This window comes from Kordiimonas pumila, assembly GCF_015240255.1.
GTDB lineage: Bacteria > Pseudomonadota > Alphaproteobacteria > Sphingomonadales > Kordiimonadaceae > Kordiimonas > Kordiimonas pumila.
On sequence record NZ_CP061205.1, the window covers coordinates 445,770 to 461,370 of the forward strand.

General features: G+C 46.8%; 14 protein-coding genes. 5 read left to right on the forward strand and 9 right to left on the reverse strand.

Features of this window, described 5'->3' with window-relative positions; genetic code table 11:
* Positions 1-57: 57 nt before the first annotated feature.
* Positions 58-876: an alpha/beta fold hydrolase gene (locus tag ICL80_RS01760; protein ID WP_194214416.1), complete on the reverse strand. Its 819-nt coding sequence runs from the start codon at positions 874-876 to the stop codon at positions 58-60.
* Between the two features lie 412 nt (positions 877-1,288).
* On the opposite strand from ICL80_RS01760, the gene ICL80_RS01765 reads away from it, so the two are divergent.
* The 3 genes from ICL80_RS01765 to ICL80_RS01775 all read left to right on the forward strand — a co-directional run bounded on the left by ICL80_RS01765 (position 1,289) and on the right by ICL80_RS01775 (position 4,630).
* Positions 1,289-2,905, forward strand: a complete 1,617-nt coding sequence (locus tag ICL80_RS01765) for an AMP-binding protein (RefSeq protein ID WP_194214417.1) — start codon at positions 1,289-1,291, stop codon at positions 2,903-2,905.
* A gap of 14 nt (positions 2,906-2,919) precedes the next feature.
* Entirely contained in the window at positions 2,920-3,552 is a 633-nt protein-coding gene (locus tag ICL80_RS01770; RefSeq protein WP_194214418.1) for a 2-hydroxychromene-2-carboxylate isomerase, read from the forward strand.
* A gap of 106 nt (positions 3,553-3,658) precedes the next feature.
* Positions 3,659-4,630, forward strand: a complete 972-nt coding sequence (locus tag ICL80_RS01775; RefSeq protein WP_194214419.1) for an NAD(P)H-dependent flavin oxidoreductase — start codon at positions 3,659-3,661, stop codon at positions 4,628-4,630.
* Between the two features lie 157 nt (positions 4,631-4,787).
* Here the strand turns inward: ICL80_RS01775 and ICL80_RS01780 are convergent, their stop codons facing one another.
* Complete coding sequence (locus tag ICL80_RS01780) at positions 4,788-6,983, reverse strand: TonB-dependent siderophore receptor (protein WP_228073751.1); 2,196 nt, start codon at positions 6,981-6,983, stop codon at positions 4,788-4,790.
* A gap of 658 nt (positions 6,984-7,641) precedes the next feature.
* On the opposite strand from ICL80_RS01780, the gene ICL80_RS01785 reads away from it, so the two are divergent.
* The gene (locus ICL80_RS01785) at positions 7,642-7,791 is read left to right on the forward strand and encodes a hypothetical protein (RefSeq protein WP_194214420.1); all 150 of its coding nucleotides are present in this window, start codon (positions 7,642-7,644) and stop codon (positions 7,789-7,791) included.
* Positions 7,792-7,809: 18 nt separating this feature from the next.
* Here ICL80_RS01785 and ICL80_RS01790 read toward each other — a convergent pair whose 3' ends face one another.
* Both ICL80_RS01790 and ICL80_RS01795 read right to left on the reverse strand, forming a co-directional pair.
* Positions 7,810-9,711, reverse strand: coding sequence for a CocE/NonD family hydrolase (locus ICL80_RS01790; protein ID WP_194214421.1), 1,902 nt, complete (start codon positions 9,709-9,711; stop codon positions 7,810-7,812).
* 206 nt (positions 9,712-9,917) lie between these two features.
* A complete protein-coding gene (locus ICL80_RS01795; RefSeq protein ID WP_194214422.1) occupies positions 9,918-10,106 on the reverse strand; it encodes a hypothetical protein in 189 nt (62 codons plus the stop codon).
* A gap of 466 nt (positions 10,107-10,572) precedes the next feature.
* Here ICL80_RS01795 and ICL80_RS01800 point away from each other — a divergent pair, with 466 nt between their 5' ends.
* Positions 10,573-10,923 (forward strand): YigZ family protein, encoded by a 351-nt coding sequence (locus tag ICL80_RS01800; RefSeq protein ID WP_194214423.1) that lies wholly within the window; start codon positions 10,573-10,575, stop codon positions 10,921-10,923.
* A gap of 46 nt (positions 10,924-10,969) precedes the next feature.
* On the opposite strand, the gene ICL80_RS01805 is transcribed toward ICL80_RS01800, so the two are convergent.
* From ICL80_RS01805 to ICL80_RS01825, 5 genes are all read right to left on the reverse strand, one after another.
* Positions 10,970-11,503, reverse strand: a complete 534-nt coding sequence (locus ICL80_RS01805; RefSeq protein WP_194214424.1) for a hypothetical protein — start codon at positions 11,501-11,503, stop codon at positions 10,970-10,972.
* A 136-nt stretch (positions 11,504-11,639) separates the two neighbouring features.
* The gene (locus ICL80_RS01810; RefSeq protein WP_194214425.1) at positions 11,640-12,596 is read right to left on the reverse strand and encodes a hypothetical protein; all 957 of its coding nucleotides are present in this window, start codon (positions 12,594-12,596) and stop codon (positions 11,640-11,642) included.
* Positions 12,562-13,341, reverse strand: a complete 780-nt coding sequence (locus ICL80_RS01815) for a hypothetical protein (protein ID WP_194214426.1) — start codon at positions 13,339-13,341, stop codon at positions 12,562-12,564. The genes ICL80_RS01810 and ICL80_RS01815 overlap by 35 nt, the downstream gene beginning before the upstream one ends.
* Before the next feature lie 27 nt (positions 13,342-13,368).
* Positions 13,369-14,583 (reverse strand): NosD domain-containing protein, encoded by a 1,215-nt coding sequence (locus tag ICL80_RS01820; RefSeq protein WP_194214427.1) that lies wholly within the window; start codon positions 14,581-14,583, stop codon positions 13,369-13,371.
* 168 nt (positions 14,584-14,751) lie between these two features.
* Positions 14,752-15,543 carry a thioesterase family protein gene (locus tag ICL80_RS01825; protein ID WP_194214428.1) on the reverse strand — a complete coding sequence of 264 codons (792 nt, stop codon included), beginning with the start codon at positions 15,541-15,543 and terminating at the stop codon, positions 14,752-14,754.
* Positions 15,544-15,601 lie beyond the last annotated feature (58 nt).

Here is a 15,601-nt window from a genome sequence, read left to right on the forward strand (position 1 = left end):
TAGATCTGGTTCCTTTTCCCTATGCGTCCTGCACATCCTAAACCGATTGAACGATCCTTAATGCGCAGCCATAAAATCAAGAATTTTCGGAATAACAACTTCTGGAGCCTCAATGATTGGCGTGTGACCAACCCCTTTGATCATCTCCAGCTTGGCACCTTTTATACCGTCCGCCACCTCTTTGGCCCATGCTGGCGGACGCGGCATATCTTCTTCACCATTCATGATAAAAGTGGGGGTTGTAATACCCGCCAGTAGCGGTACCGCTGTGCCGCGCTCCAGCACGCCGATAAGGGCTGGCCATGCAGAACGTGGTGTGAGCTCTAGTTTTTTGCGCCAATGGTCCAAAATAGTGTCCGCATCTGGCCGGGCACGTGTCGTTGCCCCAAACATAATAGACATCAACATGTCTAAATCGTCACCGACAAAGCTTTTATGGCCTGACATGCCGTCCAACCATTCAGTGAAATGTGCCTTTTGCTCAGGTGGCTCTGTGCACACAGAAGACCCAACCATAACCATAGACCGAAACAGGTCAGGCTTTTTTGCGACCATCCGGGCCGCAACATCCCCGCCCATTGATGCAGCAAGCAAATGAACAGGCGGCAAGTCCAGCGCATCACTAAGGGCAATCATATCATCCGCACAGCAATCCATTGAAATAGCATCAGTGAACCCAGGCGCACTGCCACCCTGTCCGCGAAAATCTGGGCGTACAACACGAAACCGCCCCTTAGCCGCAACAACAAGAGCATCAAACATGCTGCCATCAAGCCAAAGTGAATGCAGACAAACTATCGGCGGTAAATTAGCCTCACCAGTGTCTTCAACCCACAAAACAGTGCCATTGACTGCAATTCCATTTCCAGTGCTCATACCCAACTTCCTTATTCCCAGTTACCCCATGCAATGCCAGAACCACACCCGCAAATGGCGCAGAGGGCTCACACGTGTGCAATCATGCCGTTATTCTGTTAAAGATTCCCTTCCCCACAGACATTGGCCGCCAACTCTCTCGCCTGCAAGCTTACTTCCCCGCACCCGCAGTCCAGCCTTTACGCTGTTAGCGTGCAACATGGATACATGGTAGCACGCAATATATAAATGTCAATATTTGAAATATTTTCATATATTGACATAATAGGGTAGAGTGATACGATAAGGAAAGGTATGAAAATCAGCATTTTTGTGCTGCTGAATGACCGGACACCACACTCATATTCAAAGGGCTAAAGCGAAACATACAGAGCTTATCGGGCTTAAGGTTTCTCGGGGAGGAAACTTCAATATGACAACCACATTTGCAACAACCACTAAATTGACAACGTCTTTTTTTCCTCGTGATGAGAGCGTACCTCTGATTGAAGGAACAGTGGGTGATGCCGTGCTGAGAGCAGCAGAACAATTTGACAGCAAAATCGCCTTAATTGACGGCCAGCCAGACCCATCAGCCCGGCGTCAATGGACATTCAATGAGCTCGCAGAAGACGCCAAAAAAGTCGCATATGCGCTTCTTCAACATTTCGAACCCGGTCAGCGTATAGCGGTATGGAGTGCTAATAGCCCTGAATGGGCCCTTATTGAATTTGGTGCCGCCCTCGCAGGCCTGACGCTCGTAACCGTAAACCCCGCTTATCTTACCCATGAACTGGTTCATGTGCTTGGTCAGTCAGAAGCGCATGGGATCATACTGCAAGACAAATACCGGGGACGGAACCTAATCACGGTTTTAGAAGAAGCTAAAGCAAACTTACCAAATATTAAAACAGTGCTTCCTTTATCAACGTGGGATGCTTTTATAGCAGCTGCCAAGCCCTGCGCCTTACCAAAGGTTGCGCCCACAGATATGGCCCAAATACAATATACATCTGGCACTACAGGTTTTCCCAAAGGGGCCTGCCTGTCACACCTTGGGCTCAGTAATAATGGCCGCCTTTTTGGTCAAAGAATTGGGGGTACCGACAAGGATATCTGGATCAATGTTATGCCCATGTTCCATACAGCCGGCTGCGGCCTAGCAACCCTTGGTGCCCTTCAAACAGGCGGCACACTAGTGATGGCACCAGACTTTGAGGCAGGGCAAATGTTGGATCTTTTTGAACAAGAGTGCGGCACGATCATGCTGTGCGTACCAACAATGCTTATCCGTATGCTCGTCGAGCAAGAACAAAACCCCAGAGATTTGTCATCATGGCGCACTGTTGCGCTGGGCGGCGCACCGGTGCCCGCAGACCTCGCGCGTAGAGCCAAAGAACTAACCGGCGCAAACGTAGGTATCGGCTTTGGTCAAACAGAGTTTTCGCCTTATCTCACCCATACACTTATTAATGATCCACACCCTTCATGGGTTGAAACAATTGGCAAACCATTGCCGCAGACAGAAGTAAAAATCATTGATCCCTCAACCGGCGATACCCTGCCAGTAGGCACCTCTGGAGAGATCTGCGGACGGGGTTACGGCATCATGCTTGGATATTATAACGCACCAGAGGCCACTGCCGCGACAATCGATAAAGATGGGTGGCTTCATACAGGTGACACAGGCAGCATGGATGAATATGGCTATTGCCGTATCCATGGCAGGCTCCGCGATATGATTATTCGCGGCGGCGAAAATATTTACCCCAGAGAAATCGAAGATGTTCTCTTTACGCACCCTGCTATTATGAATGCTGCTATTATTGGGCTGCCTGATGATGACTGGGGTGAAATTGTAGCAGCCTGCATTATACTGCGAGAAGGCCGCATCGTAACACCCGCCGAATTGGAAACTTTTTGCAGGCAACATTTGGCCAGCTTTAAAGTACCTAGAAACTGGCATTTCATGGATAGTTTCCCACAAACAGCATCTGGTAAAATTCAAAAGTTTGCCCTGCGTGACCAACTCATGAAACAAAGCGCATAATGGAAACAATCACAATGAATGCTGATACCACCAATACGGTAGATAATGGTGTCATTGACTTCTATTTTGACTTTATATCCCCCTATGGGTGGCTTGGGGCTGAAAAGGTTGGGGCCCTTGCACGTAAATTTGGCAGGCGCGTTAATTGGCACCCCTTTCTTCTTAAAGTCACAGTTCTTGAAACAATGGGGATGAAACCCCCACTTGAAACCCCCTTAAAAGGGGATTATCTCCTGCATGATATCAAGCGGTCGCTGCGTTATCACGGCCTTTTTTTGCATGAAAAATCAAAATTCGGCTTCCTCTCTGTGGTCCCAGCCCGTGCCGTTATGTGGGCACACACCACCGCGCCTGAAAAAATAGAAGATTTGGTTCTTGCCTTATACCGTGCGCACTGGCGTGACGGCAAAGACATCTCCGACACTGCAACGGTGCTTGATGTCATAGAATCCATAAGCCTTGCACGACACGAGGCTGCAATAGCCTTGAAAAGTGCCAGTATCAAGGTAGCCCTGCGCGACGCTGTTTCTGACACTATCAGCAAGGGTATTTTTGGATCTCCCTCTTTTATAATCGACGGTGAAATGTTTTGGGGGTCTGACCGGCTACAAATGATAAAAACATGGCTAGAAAAAGGTGGGTGGTAAACTATTTCGCTCTAGGTTGATCACAGCAACGCGGAAAGTGGGCACTTTCCTGTCGTGATTAAAACAATATTCTAGGGGCTGTGTACCCCAAAAAGGAAGTCTACATATGAAAACCCGTATTACCGAGCTTTTAGGCATTGAGCACCCCATCGTTCAGGGGGGCATGCATTATGTCGGCTTTGCAGAGCTTGCTGCCGCCGTTTCCAATGCGGGCGGGCTAGGCATCATCACCGGCCTTACACAAAGAACACCAGAACTGTTGGCCGCAGAAATTGCCAAGTGTAAATCGCTTACCAGCAAGCCTTTTGGTGTTAACCTCACTTTTCTGCCCATGGTTAATTCGCCAGATTACCCCGGCTATATACAAGCAATCATTGACGGCGGGGTTACTGTTGTGGAAACAGCAGGCAATAACCCTTCAGCATATATGCCACAACTGAAAGAAGCCGGGATTAAGGTCATCCATAAATGCACGACGGTGCGCCACGCCCTGAAGGCGCAGGATATTGGCTGCGATTCCGTCTCGGTGGATGGTTTTGAATGTGGCGGCCACCCAGGCGAGGACGACATCCCCAATATGATCCTGCTGCCGCGTGCGGCTGATGAACTGGACATTCCCTTCATTGCATCAGGCGGCATGGCAGACGCTCGCTCGCTTGTGGCAGCACTTGCGATGGGCGCAGAAGGCATGAACATGGGCACCCGCTTTATTGCAACACAAGAAGCGCCCGTACACCAAAAAGTAAAAGAGGCTATTGTGGCAGCAACGGAGCTTGATACTCGTCTTGTGATGCGGCCCCTTAGGAATACAGAACGTGTGCTGACCAATGCCGCTGTTGAGCGGCTACTTGAAAAAGAGCGCACGCTGGGCGCAAACATCAAATTCGAAGATATCGCCCCAGAGGTTGCTGGTGTTTACCCCAAAGTGATGATCGACGGTGATCTCGACGCTGGTGCATGGTCATGCGGCATGGTCGCCGGCCTTATTCATGACATTCCAACAGTCAAGCAACTCATCGACCAGATTATGCAGGACGCAGAGCAACTTATAAAACAGAGATTAGCGGGTCTATATTGACTGAAATACACATTGTAGGAATGTAGGAGCTCGTGGGACACCTCGTGTAAGTTGATTCTATATTGGGTAAATTATCGGTCTACTACTTTTTCGTACCGGCGCCGAATGGGCGCCGGTACAAATACAGCATTTACCCTATAGAAAACAAATCAAGGTATTAAAAGCGCCAATCCAAACCAATACTATAGCTTCTTGGTGCACCGTAATAGCTCGCATAATAGAGACTGTTGATGTATTTCTCGTTCGTCACATTACCAGCATTAGCGCGCAGGGTAAGATCTGGGGTGATATCCCAAGCGGCAAAAAGATCGAGTATAGCGTAGCTGCCCTGTTTGATTTCATATCCACTATAGCTATCAATATTGGATGTTTTGCTTTGCCAACGCCCATTAAAGCCCATGGAAACAGGTGTGCTAGGTATTTGCGTGCTTAGCGACAGATTTGCCGTGTGACGTGGTACCCAAGGATAGGTATCGCTGCCACTAGTGCCGTCCATGTCCAAGGTGGTCGCACCGAAAACGATCTCCGTATAATCACCCAGTTCACCAACTACTTCAAGTTCCCAGCCCTTGGATTTAATATCAACGCCAACGTAGTAAGCATAAGCGCGATCAGGTAAGAACTGGAAACCGCCATAGGTCGCTAAATCTTGCTGCTTCGCGCTGAACCAAGCGAGAGTCGTCAGCAGGCGGCCGTCAAGAAGTTCTGCTTTTACACCGATCTCATAGTTCACACCCTTACTCGGGTCCAGGTACACTTCATTAATATCAGTTTCTTCTTGTGGCTGATAAATATCGGAGTAACTGGCATAGACCATGATATCATCAGTAATATGATAGGTTAAACCAGCGTACGGGCTGATTTTGGATTCTGTTTGATCAAAGGGCACGGCCTCGGCATTCACACCCACACGGTGATACTCCGCCCAGTTGAAGCCAAAAACGCCCACAAAACTATCTGTAAATGTCAACCTTGTGGCCGCGAAAAAGCGTTTTAAGTCCTGATCTAAAGTCGTATAAACTAGGGGGTCTCCCCAAACCGGTTCAGGAATCGCATCCCCTGCATATGGAAAAGCTGGCAGACCCGAGAAAAGCGGATTGCTGAAGTCGGTTGGGTTATACCAATCAGTGCGTTCGCTTTTGCCGATACCGCCACCAAACACAACCTCCTGCACGTGCCCAAACAGTTCAAATTCACCGTTTACTGTAAGGTCAAAGAGATGCATTTCAGTTTCGTATGGGCTCTTATAAGCCCACCCAAGGAGACCTTCGCCAGTTTCAGGATCGAGACCAGTAAGGGAGTAACCCATCATCAACTGTGAATCATGAGCATATTGGCGGTAGTTGTACGAGGCCTTTGCCTGCCAATTCGATCCTAGCTGATGTGTGTAATCGACAAAAATGTTCTCGGTATTGGAATTCCAATATGTCCAATCTTGAGTTGTGGATGCATCGGTATCCCACTCAAGTTGAGTGCCGTCATTTGCCACGAAAGTAAGCTGACCCCACATATTGCCGCTAGTGTCAGAATCCTGATTGGAATAGCCAATAGCTAGCACGCCGTTCTCGCCGATCTGGCCATCTACTACACCGTAAATAAAGGTGCGATCAGTTTCAAAATCGCGCAGGTGCGAGTCAGATTTTTCCTTGGCGACTACGACACGGCCTGCCCAGCTACCTGAGTCAGTAAAGGGCGTCGAATAATCGGCTTCAATCCTTCGGTTACCCCATTTACCATAACTAACACCAATATGTCCTTGCGCTTCATTCGTCGGCCGTTTGCGGATATAGTTGATGGTGCCAGACGCATTACCCACGCCGGTCAGTAGGCCGTTCGCTCCACGAATAACCTCAATTCTTTCATAGCCGTATGAATCTACCGCATTTGTCAGCGTACCCCATTCATTGGGCATACCAACACCATCGACCTGCGTACTTCTGATATCAAAACCACGAACAACAAATGTCGTTTGGTTGGTTGATGTCTCTTCTACTCTAACCCCGGTTGTCAGTCTAAGAGCTTCATTGATAGAATCAGCACCGAACTTTTGCATCATATCGGCGCTAATCACACTAATGGATTGCGGCGTTTCACTAATTTCCATATTCAGGTTGGTGGCGCCTTTACTGGTGCGATAGGCACGCTGAGCCACTACTGTGATGGTCTCCAGGTAATTAGATTGATCCTCAGGCTGATCGGCCTGCGCATTCACATTTGCCGAACCTAGCAGCATACCAGCTGCCGCCATAATGAAAGGGGTTCTATTCAAGATGGAGCATGAACGTAAGTGTTCAAGGTTTTTCTTGTATATCATGCTACACCTGTCCTCTAACAAGGTTTTCATAAAATTCATTTTTTGTTTCTCCTCCATGATCTATTATTGGTAACGTTAAAACTCACCTTAGTGACTCATAAGCTATTAAAAGGCTTAGAGAAATTTACTGACCAGTGTACTTGTTACTCATAATGCGCTAAGCATTTACTCTTTATTTGTGTCCGCATGATAGGCTGGTCAGCGCGCAGTGAAACCACCACACTGAGCAGCTGAGCAGCCAACTTGATCACATAGGAAGCAGCAGCAACTACAGAAGGCTCTACTACCATTGGAACAAATATTCTCTCCCATTAACGATAAAATTAGGTACCACTCCCCATAGGCAACTCAAATTTCCCGACACCGTTTTCTATCCTGTCGTTGGCTACATTCAGGGGTAAAACACCCTCACCGAATTAATCGGGAAACACTCTCCGGATCGAACATTGCAGTCGAGCTGAGCGCAGCCAATCTCCCCTCTGGCCGCACATTTCTTATGCCCACTATCGTCAAACGCCCGGTCTTCTCTGAAAGAACGTGAATCCATCTTGCCTTCCTTAGGGGTTTCTTGAATTGAGACCATACAGTGATACTAATGGACAAACTTGCCCATAAAAAGGTACAGTTTTGGTTTAAAACAAATATGCGTACCCTTATTTTTATAGTTACAGTTACAGGTGTTCGGCAGAGGTAAATAATGAGCAAAACAGATAAGATCGCAGAAAGCGTTATTGTTGACGTGGAGGGCGCAATCATCCACCGCGCTCAGAAACTGCCGCTCATTCTAAAAATGGCAAAGGACTTTTGGCGTATCAAAAAATATTGGGATCACATCACCACAAAATAATCCAACCCCAATAAAAACCTACTTTATTACCGGCAAATTAATGTATGAGGGCCTCTCACCTGAAACCACAATCTTTTGTGTCGCCTTTTTATAATCCCCCTCGCTAGCAAAGAATATAGTAGGCACAAACTTTTGTGGATTTCGATCATAGAGAGGAAACCAGCTAGATTGCACCTGCACCATAAGCCTGTGTCCGGGCTTGAAAACATGGTTCACCTTCGGAAGCTCAAAGGTATAAGTAAGAGGTTTATCTGCTGTTAACGGACGCGCCTCAGATATAGTTTCCCGATAGCGACCTCGAAAAATTTCCATAGCAATTGGAAACTGATATCCTGCCATATTATTATCAGAGGGCACTTCATCTGGATAAACATCAATGAGCTTCACAACCCAGTCACTGTCTGTGCCGCTGGTGGATGCGGTTAAGTTAACAACAGGCACTCCCGCAACAGCTATCGCATCAGCAAGAACTTCTGAAGTAAAAGTGATTACATCTGGCCGAGTGGCTGCGTTACGTTGGTCTGTTGTGAGCCATGTGGTCCATTGGCTGTAATCCTCAAAGGTGATAGGTCGATCAATAAATGGAACCGGGTATGCGGGATCAGATATATAATCAACCGTCTTTTCAGCCCCAGATGCTGGCGTAAACTCAAGCGTCCTATCAGGCTTCATATATAGCTTTTTAACAGTTGATGTCTCTGGCCATGTGATATGCTGCTGCCATTCATTTGTGCCAGACTGGAATACAGTTACCGGGGCAATATGCGCGGCTTCTCCTTTCAAATGATATGCCAAAAAGGGGGCAAGTACATTCTTTTGCCACCATACAGATGTGTTGTGCCCCCATTTTATGTTCCCAAGGCTGCTGGCATCATCAGCCATGGACTGACCATGAGACCAAGGTCCCAATGACAAAAACACCATATCATTTGCGGTATCCTTCGGCTCAAGAGCCCGGTATACGGCATACCCACCATACAGGTCTTCCTGGTCCCAAAGTGAAGACACCAGCATCACAGGTACCTTCAAAGGTTCCTTCGCCAAAACCAGATCCATGGCCTGAGACTGCCAGAAATCATCATAGGCCTCATGGTCTGTAAGCTTTCGCCAAAACCCAGACTGCTCCATCCCATAACGATTTGCCATCGCTTTAAGGGACCCTTCACGCAAAAAGGCCTCATAACGCTCAGGCGTACTCCAAACAAAACTGCTGTCACCTCCTCTGGAGGCACTACTGCTATATATAGAACTGATAGTCATTTGTCTGAAGGCGCCATTGTGAAACCAGTCATCACCCCTCCAGCCATCAACCATCGGATCAACCGGAACGGCTACTTTTAAAGCGGGATGTGGATTCACAAGCGCCATCAGCGCCTCAAACCCGTTATACGACATTCCCATGATACCAACGTTTCCATTTGTTTCAGGAATGTTCTTAATCAACCACTCTATAGTGTCATAAGCATCGGTGGATTCGTCTACATCCGTTGAATTATAAGGATTACTGACTAGGGGTCTGTTCATAACAAACGAACCATCAGAGCCGTTCGTACCACGGATATCCTGAATAACCCGGATATAACCACCATCAACTATCAAGTCTGCAACATTGCCAAACCCGTGCAAAATAGCACGCATATCTCCACTGGTCGCATAACTTGTCATCGCCTCCGCACTATAGGGCGTGCGGGTTAGGAGTATAGGCGAATTCATAGCGCCCTTAGGCACTATAATCACAGTGTGCAAAGTCACACCATCACGCATTTCAATGTCAACAATGCGCCGCTCGTAATTCCACCCTTCCGTAGAAACCACATGTGTTTCTGGCCGCTCATCATATGATGGGTCATCGGCAGAAACTAGTCTCAGTGAACTAAAAACAACCAAGGTAAAAAGCAAAATACGCATGTAGTTCCTCATTCATTACAAGGTCAATTCAAGTTATTGAATTGACCCAAATACTTTATCTACTGATGAGACGTAAGACCTAGTCAATCAACGCACTTGGATGCTCTTCTCTCCACTTACCCAGACGTGCCAAGCATTCTTGTGCTGATACGGGGCCTACTGTTTTCGAATCTGTATGAGACAAAACATTTTTACGAATATTGACAAAATAAGCTGGGTTAGGCGGAAGATTTAGGCCCTCCCGCTTTTGCTACCTCATCCGCAAGTGCTATTTCACACATGAATGCTCCATGCCTACCGGGGGCCAACTTGAAAGTTTCAAACCAAGTTACCGGCCATTCGCTAACTTCATCAGCTTGAGAAGTCATCGGTGAAGATACAGTAACACGGGCTGTTTTTTCCTGCATATCCCCCGCTGAAGACGTAATGAAAACACTATATTCTCCTGACGGCAAACCAGCAAAAGGCGTGTGCCACTTGAAGACGACGTTACCCTCCGCGTGCAGCCCTGAGATTCCAAGCTAATCGTTACTGTTATACCAGAAACAGGTGATATGCTATTCAATGACCCGCAAACAGGAAAGGTACACTTTTGGTTTATATTTTTGCTTTGTACCTTATTCATATTAGGAACAGTTTATTGAGAGAGCTTCATCTTTTACGTAAGGGGTGGCTATTCAATATCCAATTATAAGATACTAAGCTGAGATTTAAAATTTCACCCCACCGTTTTGCAAAAAACTTAGCCTTTTGAAAATTACTATAATTTATCTTATTGCACATCAAATATTTATAATACACCTGTACATTTGATGACAGAGGGGCACCACTGTGTATTTGACTTGCTGCTGCCGGCCCTCCTATAAAAACAATATGAAAATATTTGATGGAATCATATCAGACCGTGGGTCAAAATATGCGGTGTCTGGCGGGCCGTGCAGCAGTGCGGACGAAGCAAAAGCCCTTATAAAGAACCTCTGCAAACAAAAGAAGTTTGCAAAAGCCACCCACAACAGCTGGGCGTTTGTAGGCCGTGAAGGCCCCGTGAAAAATGATGACGGTGAAAGCGGCGCAGGCATGGTGATCGTGCGCATGCTAGAGCGCGAGACCTTGCATAACCATATTGTGGTGGTTACTCGCTGGTACGGCGGCAAGCACCTAGGGGGCGACCGGTTTCGCCATGTGCAAGATGCGGTCCGGCATTATCTGGATAACGCATTTTAGCAAACCACAGGCCATGCCGTGCGCCTGCCCCCCAGGCTGGGCGTAGTTAGTGTTTCCACTCTTCTGTTAAAAACACTGCTTTTTCATCTTCAAAAGACACTTCATATTTTGCCTCTGTGCCCTCTGTATCACGGGTGAAAAATTCATAAATGATCATGCCGTTATCCTGATCACTTTCAATAATACGCGCTGGCGCAATACCGGGCACCTTATGTGTTAACACTTCCTGCACACTATGAGGCACTGTTTTCCACGCAATATCACGCTGAATTTCAACCACCGCCCAGATGCCATCCTCTAAAACCAGATCCAGCTCAATTTCATTGCCGCTGGCATCTGTTCCCTCAATATCAAAATATTGGTTATTGTTGCGTATTTCCTTTTCAGCCTCTTCAACTTTCAATTCGGGCCTTTTGGCTTTTACCGCTGCCAAAACAGCGGCAGGCACCTCAGATACCGGAACAGCGACCTTTTTGTTCAGCGTGGTGCCAACTTGCATTTCCTCACCAACAGATGCAGCAGTGAAGGCAGGCACAGCAAAAAGCAAGAGTGTGACGGCTGACAGCTTATATGAAAACATTATCGTACCTTTCCGGTAATTTGAATCGATAACAAAGATGAATGGTGGCTTACACAGGGGAAATGTCAACCCAATACAATGAAGGCACGATCACAATACAGCGAGGCGAGCAGTGCGCCCAGCACAAATCACCTAATTATCTTAGCGCCTTAAAACGCTGGGCGATAAGCTCTAGCGTTGCAATGCGCGAGGCAATAAGTCTGTCATTTAGTTTATCAAGCTGAAAATAGGCCTGCATATAAGGAAATGTCTGATCCTTTATTAGATATAGATCGCGCCCTAAAAGAGCATTAATCCCCACAGGTTTTTTAATCCTGCGCCGAATGGCTGGGATCAGCCGCCGAAGCCACAAGGGGCGATAATAGCTTTCCAGTACACGCATCTTGTATTTCAAAGAAGGCTCTTCATCAAAACTGTGCCCATATTCACCCGGAATACTAGCCAGAAGCGGGTTTAAAAGTGCATTCATTTTTGCCTCAAGCCGACCAAATTGTCGGTATCTATACGCCAGTGGCAGACTGGCGGCTACGACCTCAGGTTCCATAAAAGGGTAGAGCGTTTTTACAAATCGGTGATTAACCATAATGTCACGCGCTTTTTCATGGGTTAACCGTACATTTATATAAACTCGGTCTATGTCTTGCCGAGATAACGTATCCCCTACGCAGCCCATAAGGGCTAAAAAGGTTTTTCGGGCGCTTTGCCTATATACCCCCAGATTAAAACCTTGTGACACAGCACCCGTATCCACTCTGGCATATGTGGCCGCCAGAAAGGCATCTACGCTTACAGGCTTGTTTGGGTATAGGAAAAAGTGCCTATAAATTTCGCCGCCACTGCCATTTGCCATAAAAGACATGGCTGTACTTCGGTTTTTCCTGTCTAGTAAATCAACTGCAGTCGGGAAAAGGCCTTCATCTTGTGTAGCATCAAAATAAAAAATGAGGTCATCCGCAGTTGGGAGCTCAGCTTCAGTAATATTTATCTTCTGCTTATCAATATGTCTTAACGGCATGACCCCTGCTTGAGCCACGGCCTTTGCCGAAGTAACATCTGGGTCAGTATCTTGCCCGTAAACAAACAGGTCTGGCACCCTGTTCTCTGATAAAAAACCAGCCAGAAAGCGAGGATGATATTTTCCCGACACAACCACTATACTTTTTCATTATTCTCTTGAAAGCTACCACCTGCCCTTTAGCAGCAGTTTCAAGATCAGATAGTGGATCGTCCTGCGGGCACCGTCCCAAAGGCACAGAATGCTGTATATTCTGTATAGCCAATTCCGCTGTCAGTTCGAACCCTTTGCCGGGCATGGCGGCCATCACTTCCTGAAACGGCGTATTAGTACCTAGTGCATGGCCGTTAAAAACATATTCATAAAGACCCTGCGCATGAAATGACAGTGACGGCGCACATAATAAGGTCTCTAAAAAACCAGCAGAGATAAAACTACCATCCTGGCTGCCATATAATTTCCAAACGCCAAGCCGATCATTTAACACAAAACAATGCCCAGCTTTTTCAATAACTAGCGCAAAATGGCCATTCGTACCAGAAAGGTCAATGGCTGTTGGGTCAAACTGCTTATAAAACAACTCGAGAGCTTCTCTGCCCTCACTATCACCGTATAAAAACGTGCCGGCCACTGCAGCAAAGCCACCAGTTGGCTCTTTATGGAGAGCACATGTTTCAGGACGTAGAGCCGACCATAAAAACAGCTGAAAACCGGGGCGTGACGAAATATCTAACGTCTCAGAATAAACCGCCCTTTGTCCAATATACTGGCGAAGGGCTCCTTCAGTGTCAGGCTGTTTGCGAAAGACCACAAAAGACGACATATATAGCCTTACCTACTGAAACTTTATTTACTGTGTATGAATCTCAGACAGTTTGTCTTGCAGCGTGCATTTTGCAGGCTGGCTAAAGGCACCAATCCATGTGTCCTGCCGTTCGCCCGTACAGAAATCAACCCCGTTATAATCCCGCGCAGCTTTCATCAAAATTTCCTGATTGGCCGGGGTAAGGTCATAATAAGCACTATTGGGGAACACATCTTTCATGGATTCTTGCACAAGGTTATTTTCTTCCCTGTGGGTGCCATCATCACGGTCTTTGATACGGCCCTCAATAATATTATTAGCAAACATGGCAAAACTGGTACTGAAGCGCACATCAACGCCTGTCGAATTTAAAATAGTATTATTCACAATTTGGGTGTTGGCAGCCTTGTTTAAGTATATGCCGACATCCGCCGGGCAATTCATAATAACATTGCCGCGAATAACCCCTTTGTAATGCTCAATTTTACAGTTACCGCCATAGCAGTATTTTTCTTCAGTGCCGCCCCCACCCAAAGACAGACCCAAGCGCACGCCGCCCTTATGCCGCCATTCGCAAATGACCAGATTTCGCTCAAACAGGCCATTTTCAGAATTACCCTTTAAGAAAGCAGCATAACTTATATTGTTACCTCGAAGCTTATGAAAATCGGCAATAAAATTGTCTCTAACAACCCAGTTTTTACCACCAACAACATCAATTAAGGTAACAGGGTAGCCAGTTTCGCGAGGGCGGTTATTAAATATTTGATTACCTTCAATCAGTACATTATCAGGAAACTGTTTGCCCCCCTGAACATCAATACCATTCGCTTTTATCGTAGAATTAAACTCATTAAAGGTGTTGCGACGAATCGTGGTAAAATCTGCGTCTCCCACTATCTGCATAGCATGCTGACACTGGTCATCTGTCTCGCACATACCCACAAATTTCAGGTCTTCTACAATCCAGTTACTGCCAGAGATTTTAAAGCCGATTGTTGTTGTGACAACAATGGTTACAGAACCCGGAAGCGTTGGTCGTATAATGATTGGTTCCCCTGCCATACCAGAGGCTTCAAGCTTGGCCGTTCCTTTAATTTTGTAGACGCCAGGGAATATTTTAAAAACATCACCCGGTTTTGCGGCAGAAAGATACTTGTTAAAATCCTCATCCATAATAAGAATTTCATCAGCCTGCACAGTGCCAAGTGACACCACCCACAACACAAAACAAGAAAGAAGAAGTTTTTTCCCAATCATGGCCAGCCTCATTCATCGCTGCTATTTTAAACACATTAACCATACCCTATCAGGGCTGGTTAAAACTAAAAAACACTTTTTGACAGTTTATGTTTATTAGCATCATCTTAAAGATGCAAAACTGAACACCGGTTGAACAAGGCTGCAAAGCCAACAACAAAGTTGCGGTTACTCAAAATATACCATGGATTGCCGCGTCAAAAGACACAGGTTGCCCTGCGCATCAAATATTTTCCCAGACTGCTGGGAGTAACCGTCCGCTGCAGCATGCATTTCAAACTCCAGGTAAAACCAATCAGAAGAAACATCTTCTGCCGGACGAACAAAATCCAGCGACCATGAAAGGGAGCTGATCATAATCATACGATCATAATGCGAGAAAATGATTGCGGGTGGAATATCGGCAAGGGCAACAAGTTTTGCCTCTGGGTGCCTGCTGATATCATCCTTATGCCGCACCCACATGGACAAGCTTGTGCTCTTTGTATTTGCCATTGGTATACCACCACCAGTCCAGTGAATATCAAAATGGGACATAAAAGGTGGCCTGCGCCGATCATGACTATCAAGGGGGGCAACGCTCTCCCGCGCATCAGGATTAAAAGCCGCCACAGGCGCAACAGCGAGAGACGGGCGCGGCGCACCAAAAGTGGCTGAAACATGGGTGGTTATCTGCCCGTTCGCAACAACATCGGCCACTGACTGGGTCACAGACCGGCCACTGCGCAGCACCGCAGTATTAACCTGCGTCGCCCCAGCAGGGAGCGGTGCGACAAAATTTGTCATTAACGATCTTAACGATTTTCCTTCAAGGTCTTCCTTCTGCAGGGCAGTTAAAGCAACACTTGTAGCCAACCCCCCAAACGCAGCCCGGCCCTGCAACCAGCTTGGGCATATATCAGTGCCACAATCATCGCTGGCTATTACAGTGTCCAGCATGTTTTGTAGGGAGGTGCGCATGTTAAAATATCCTGTTGTTCGCTGTAGGTTTTGATTAAAATCTATTGCACTTTAAAGT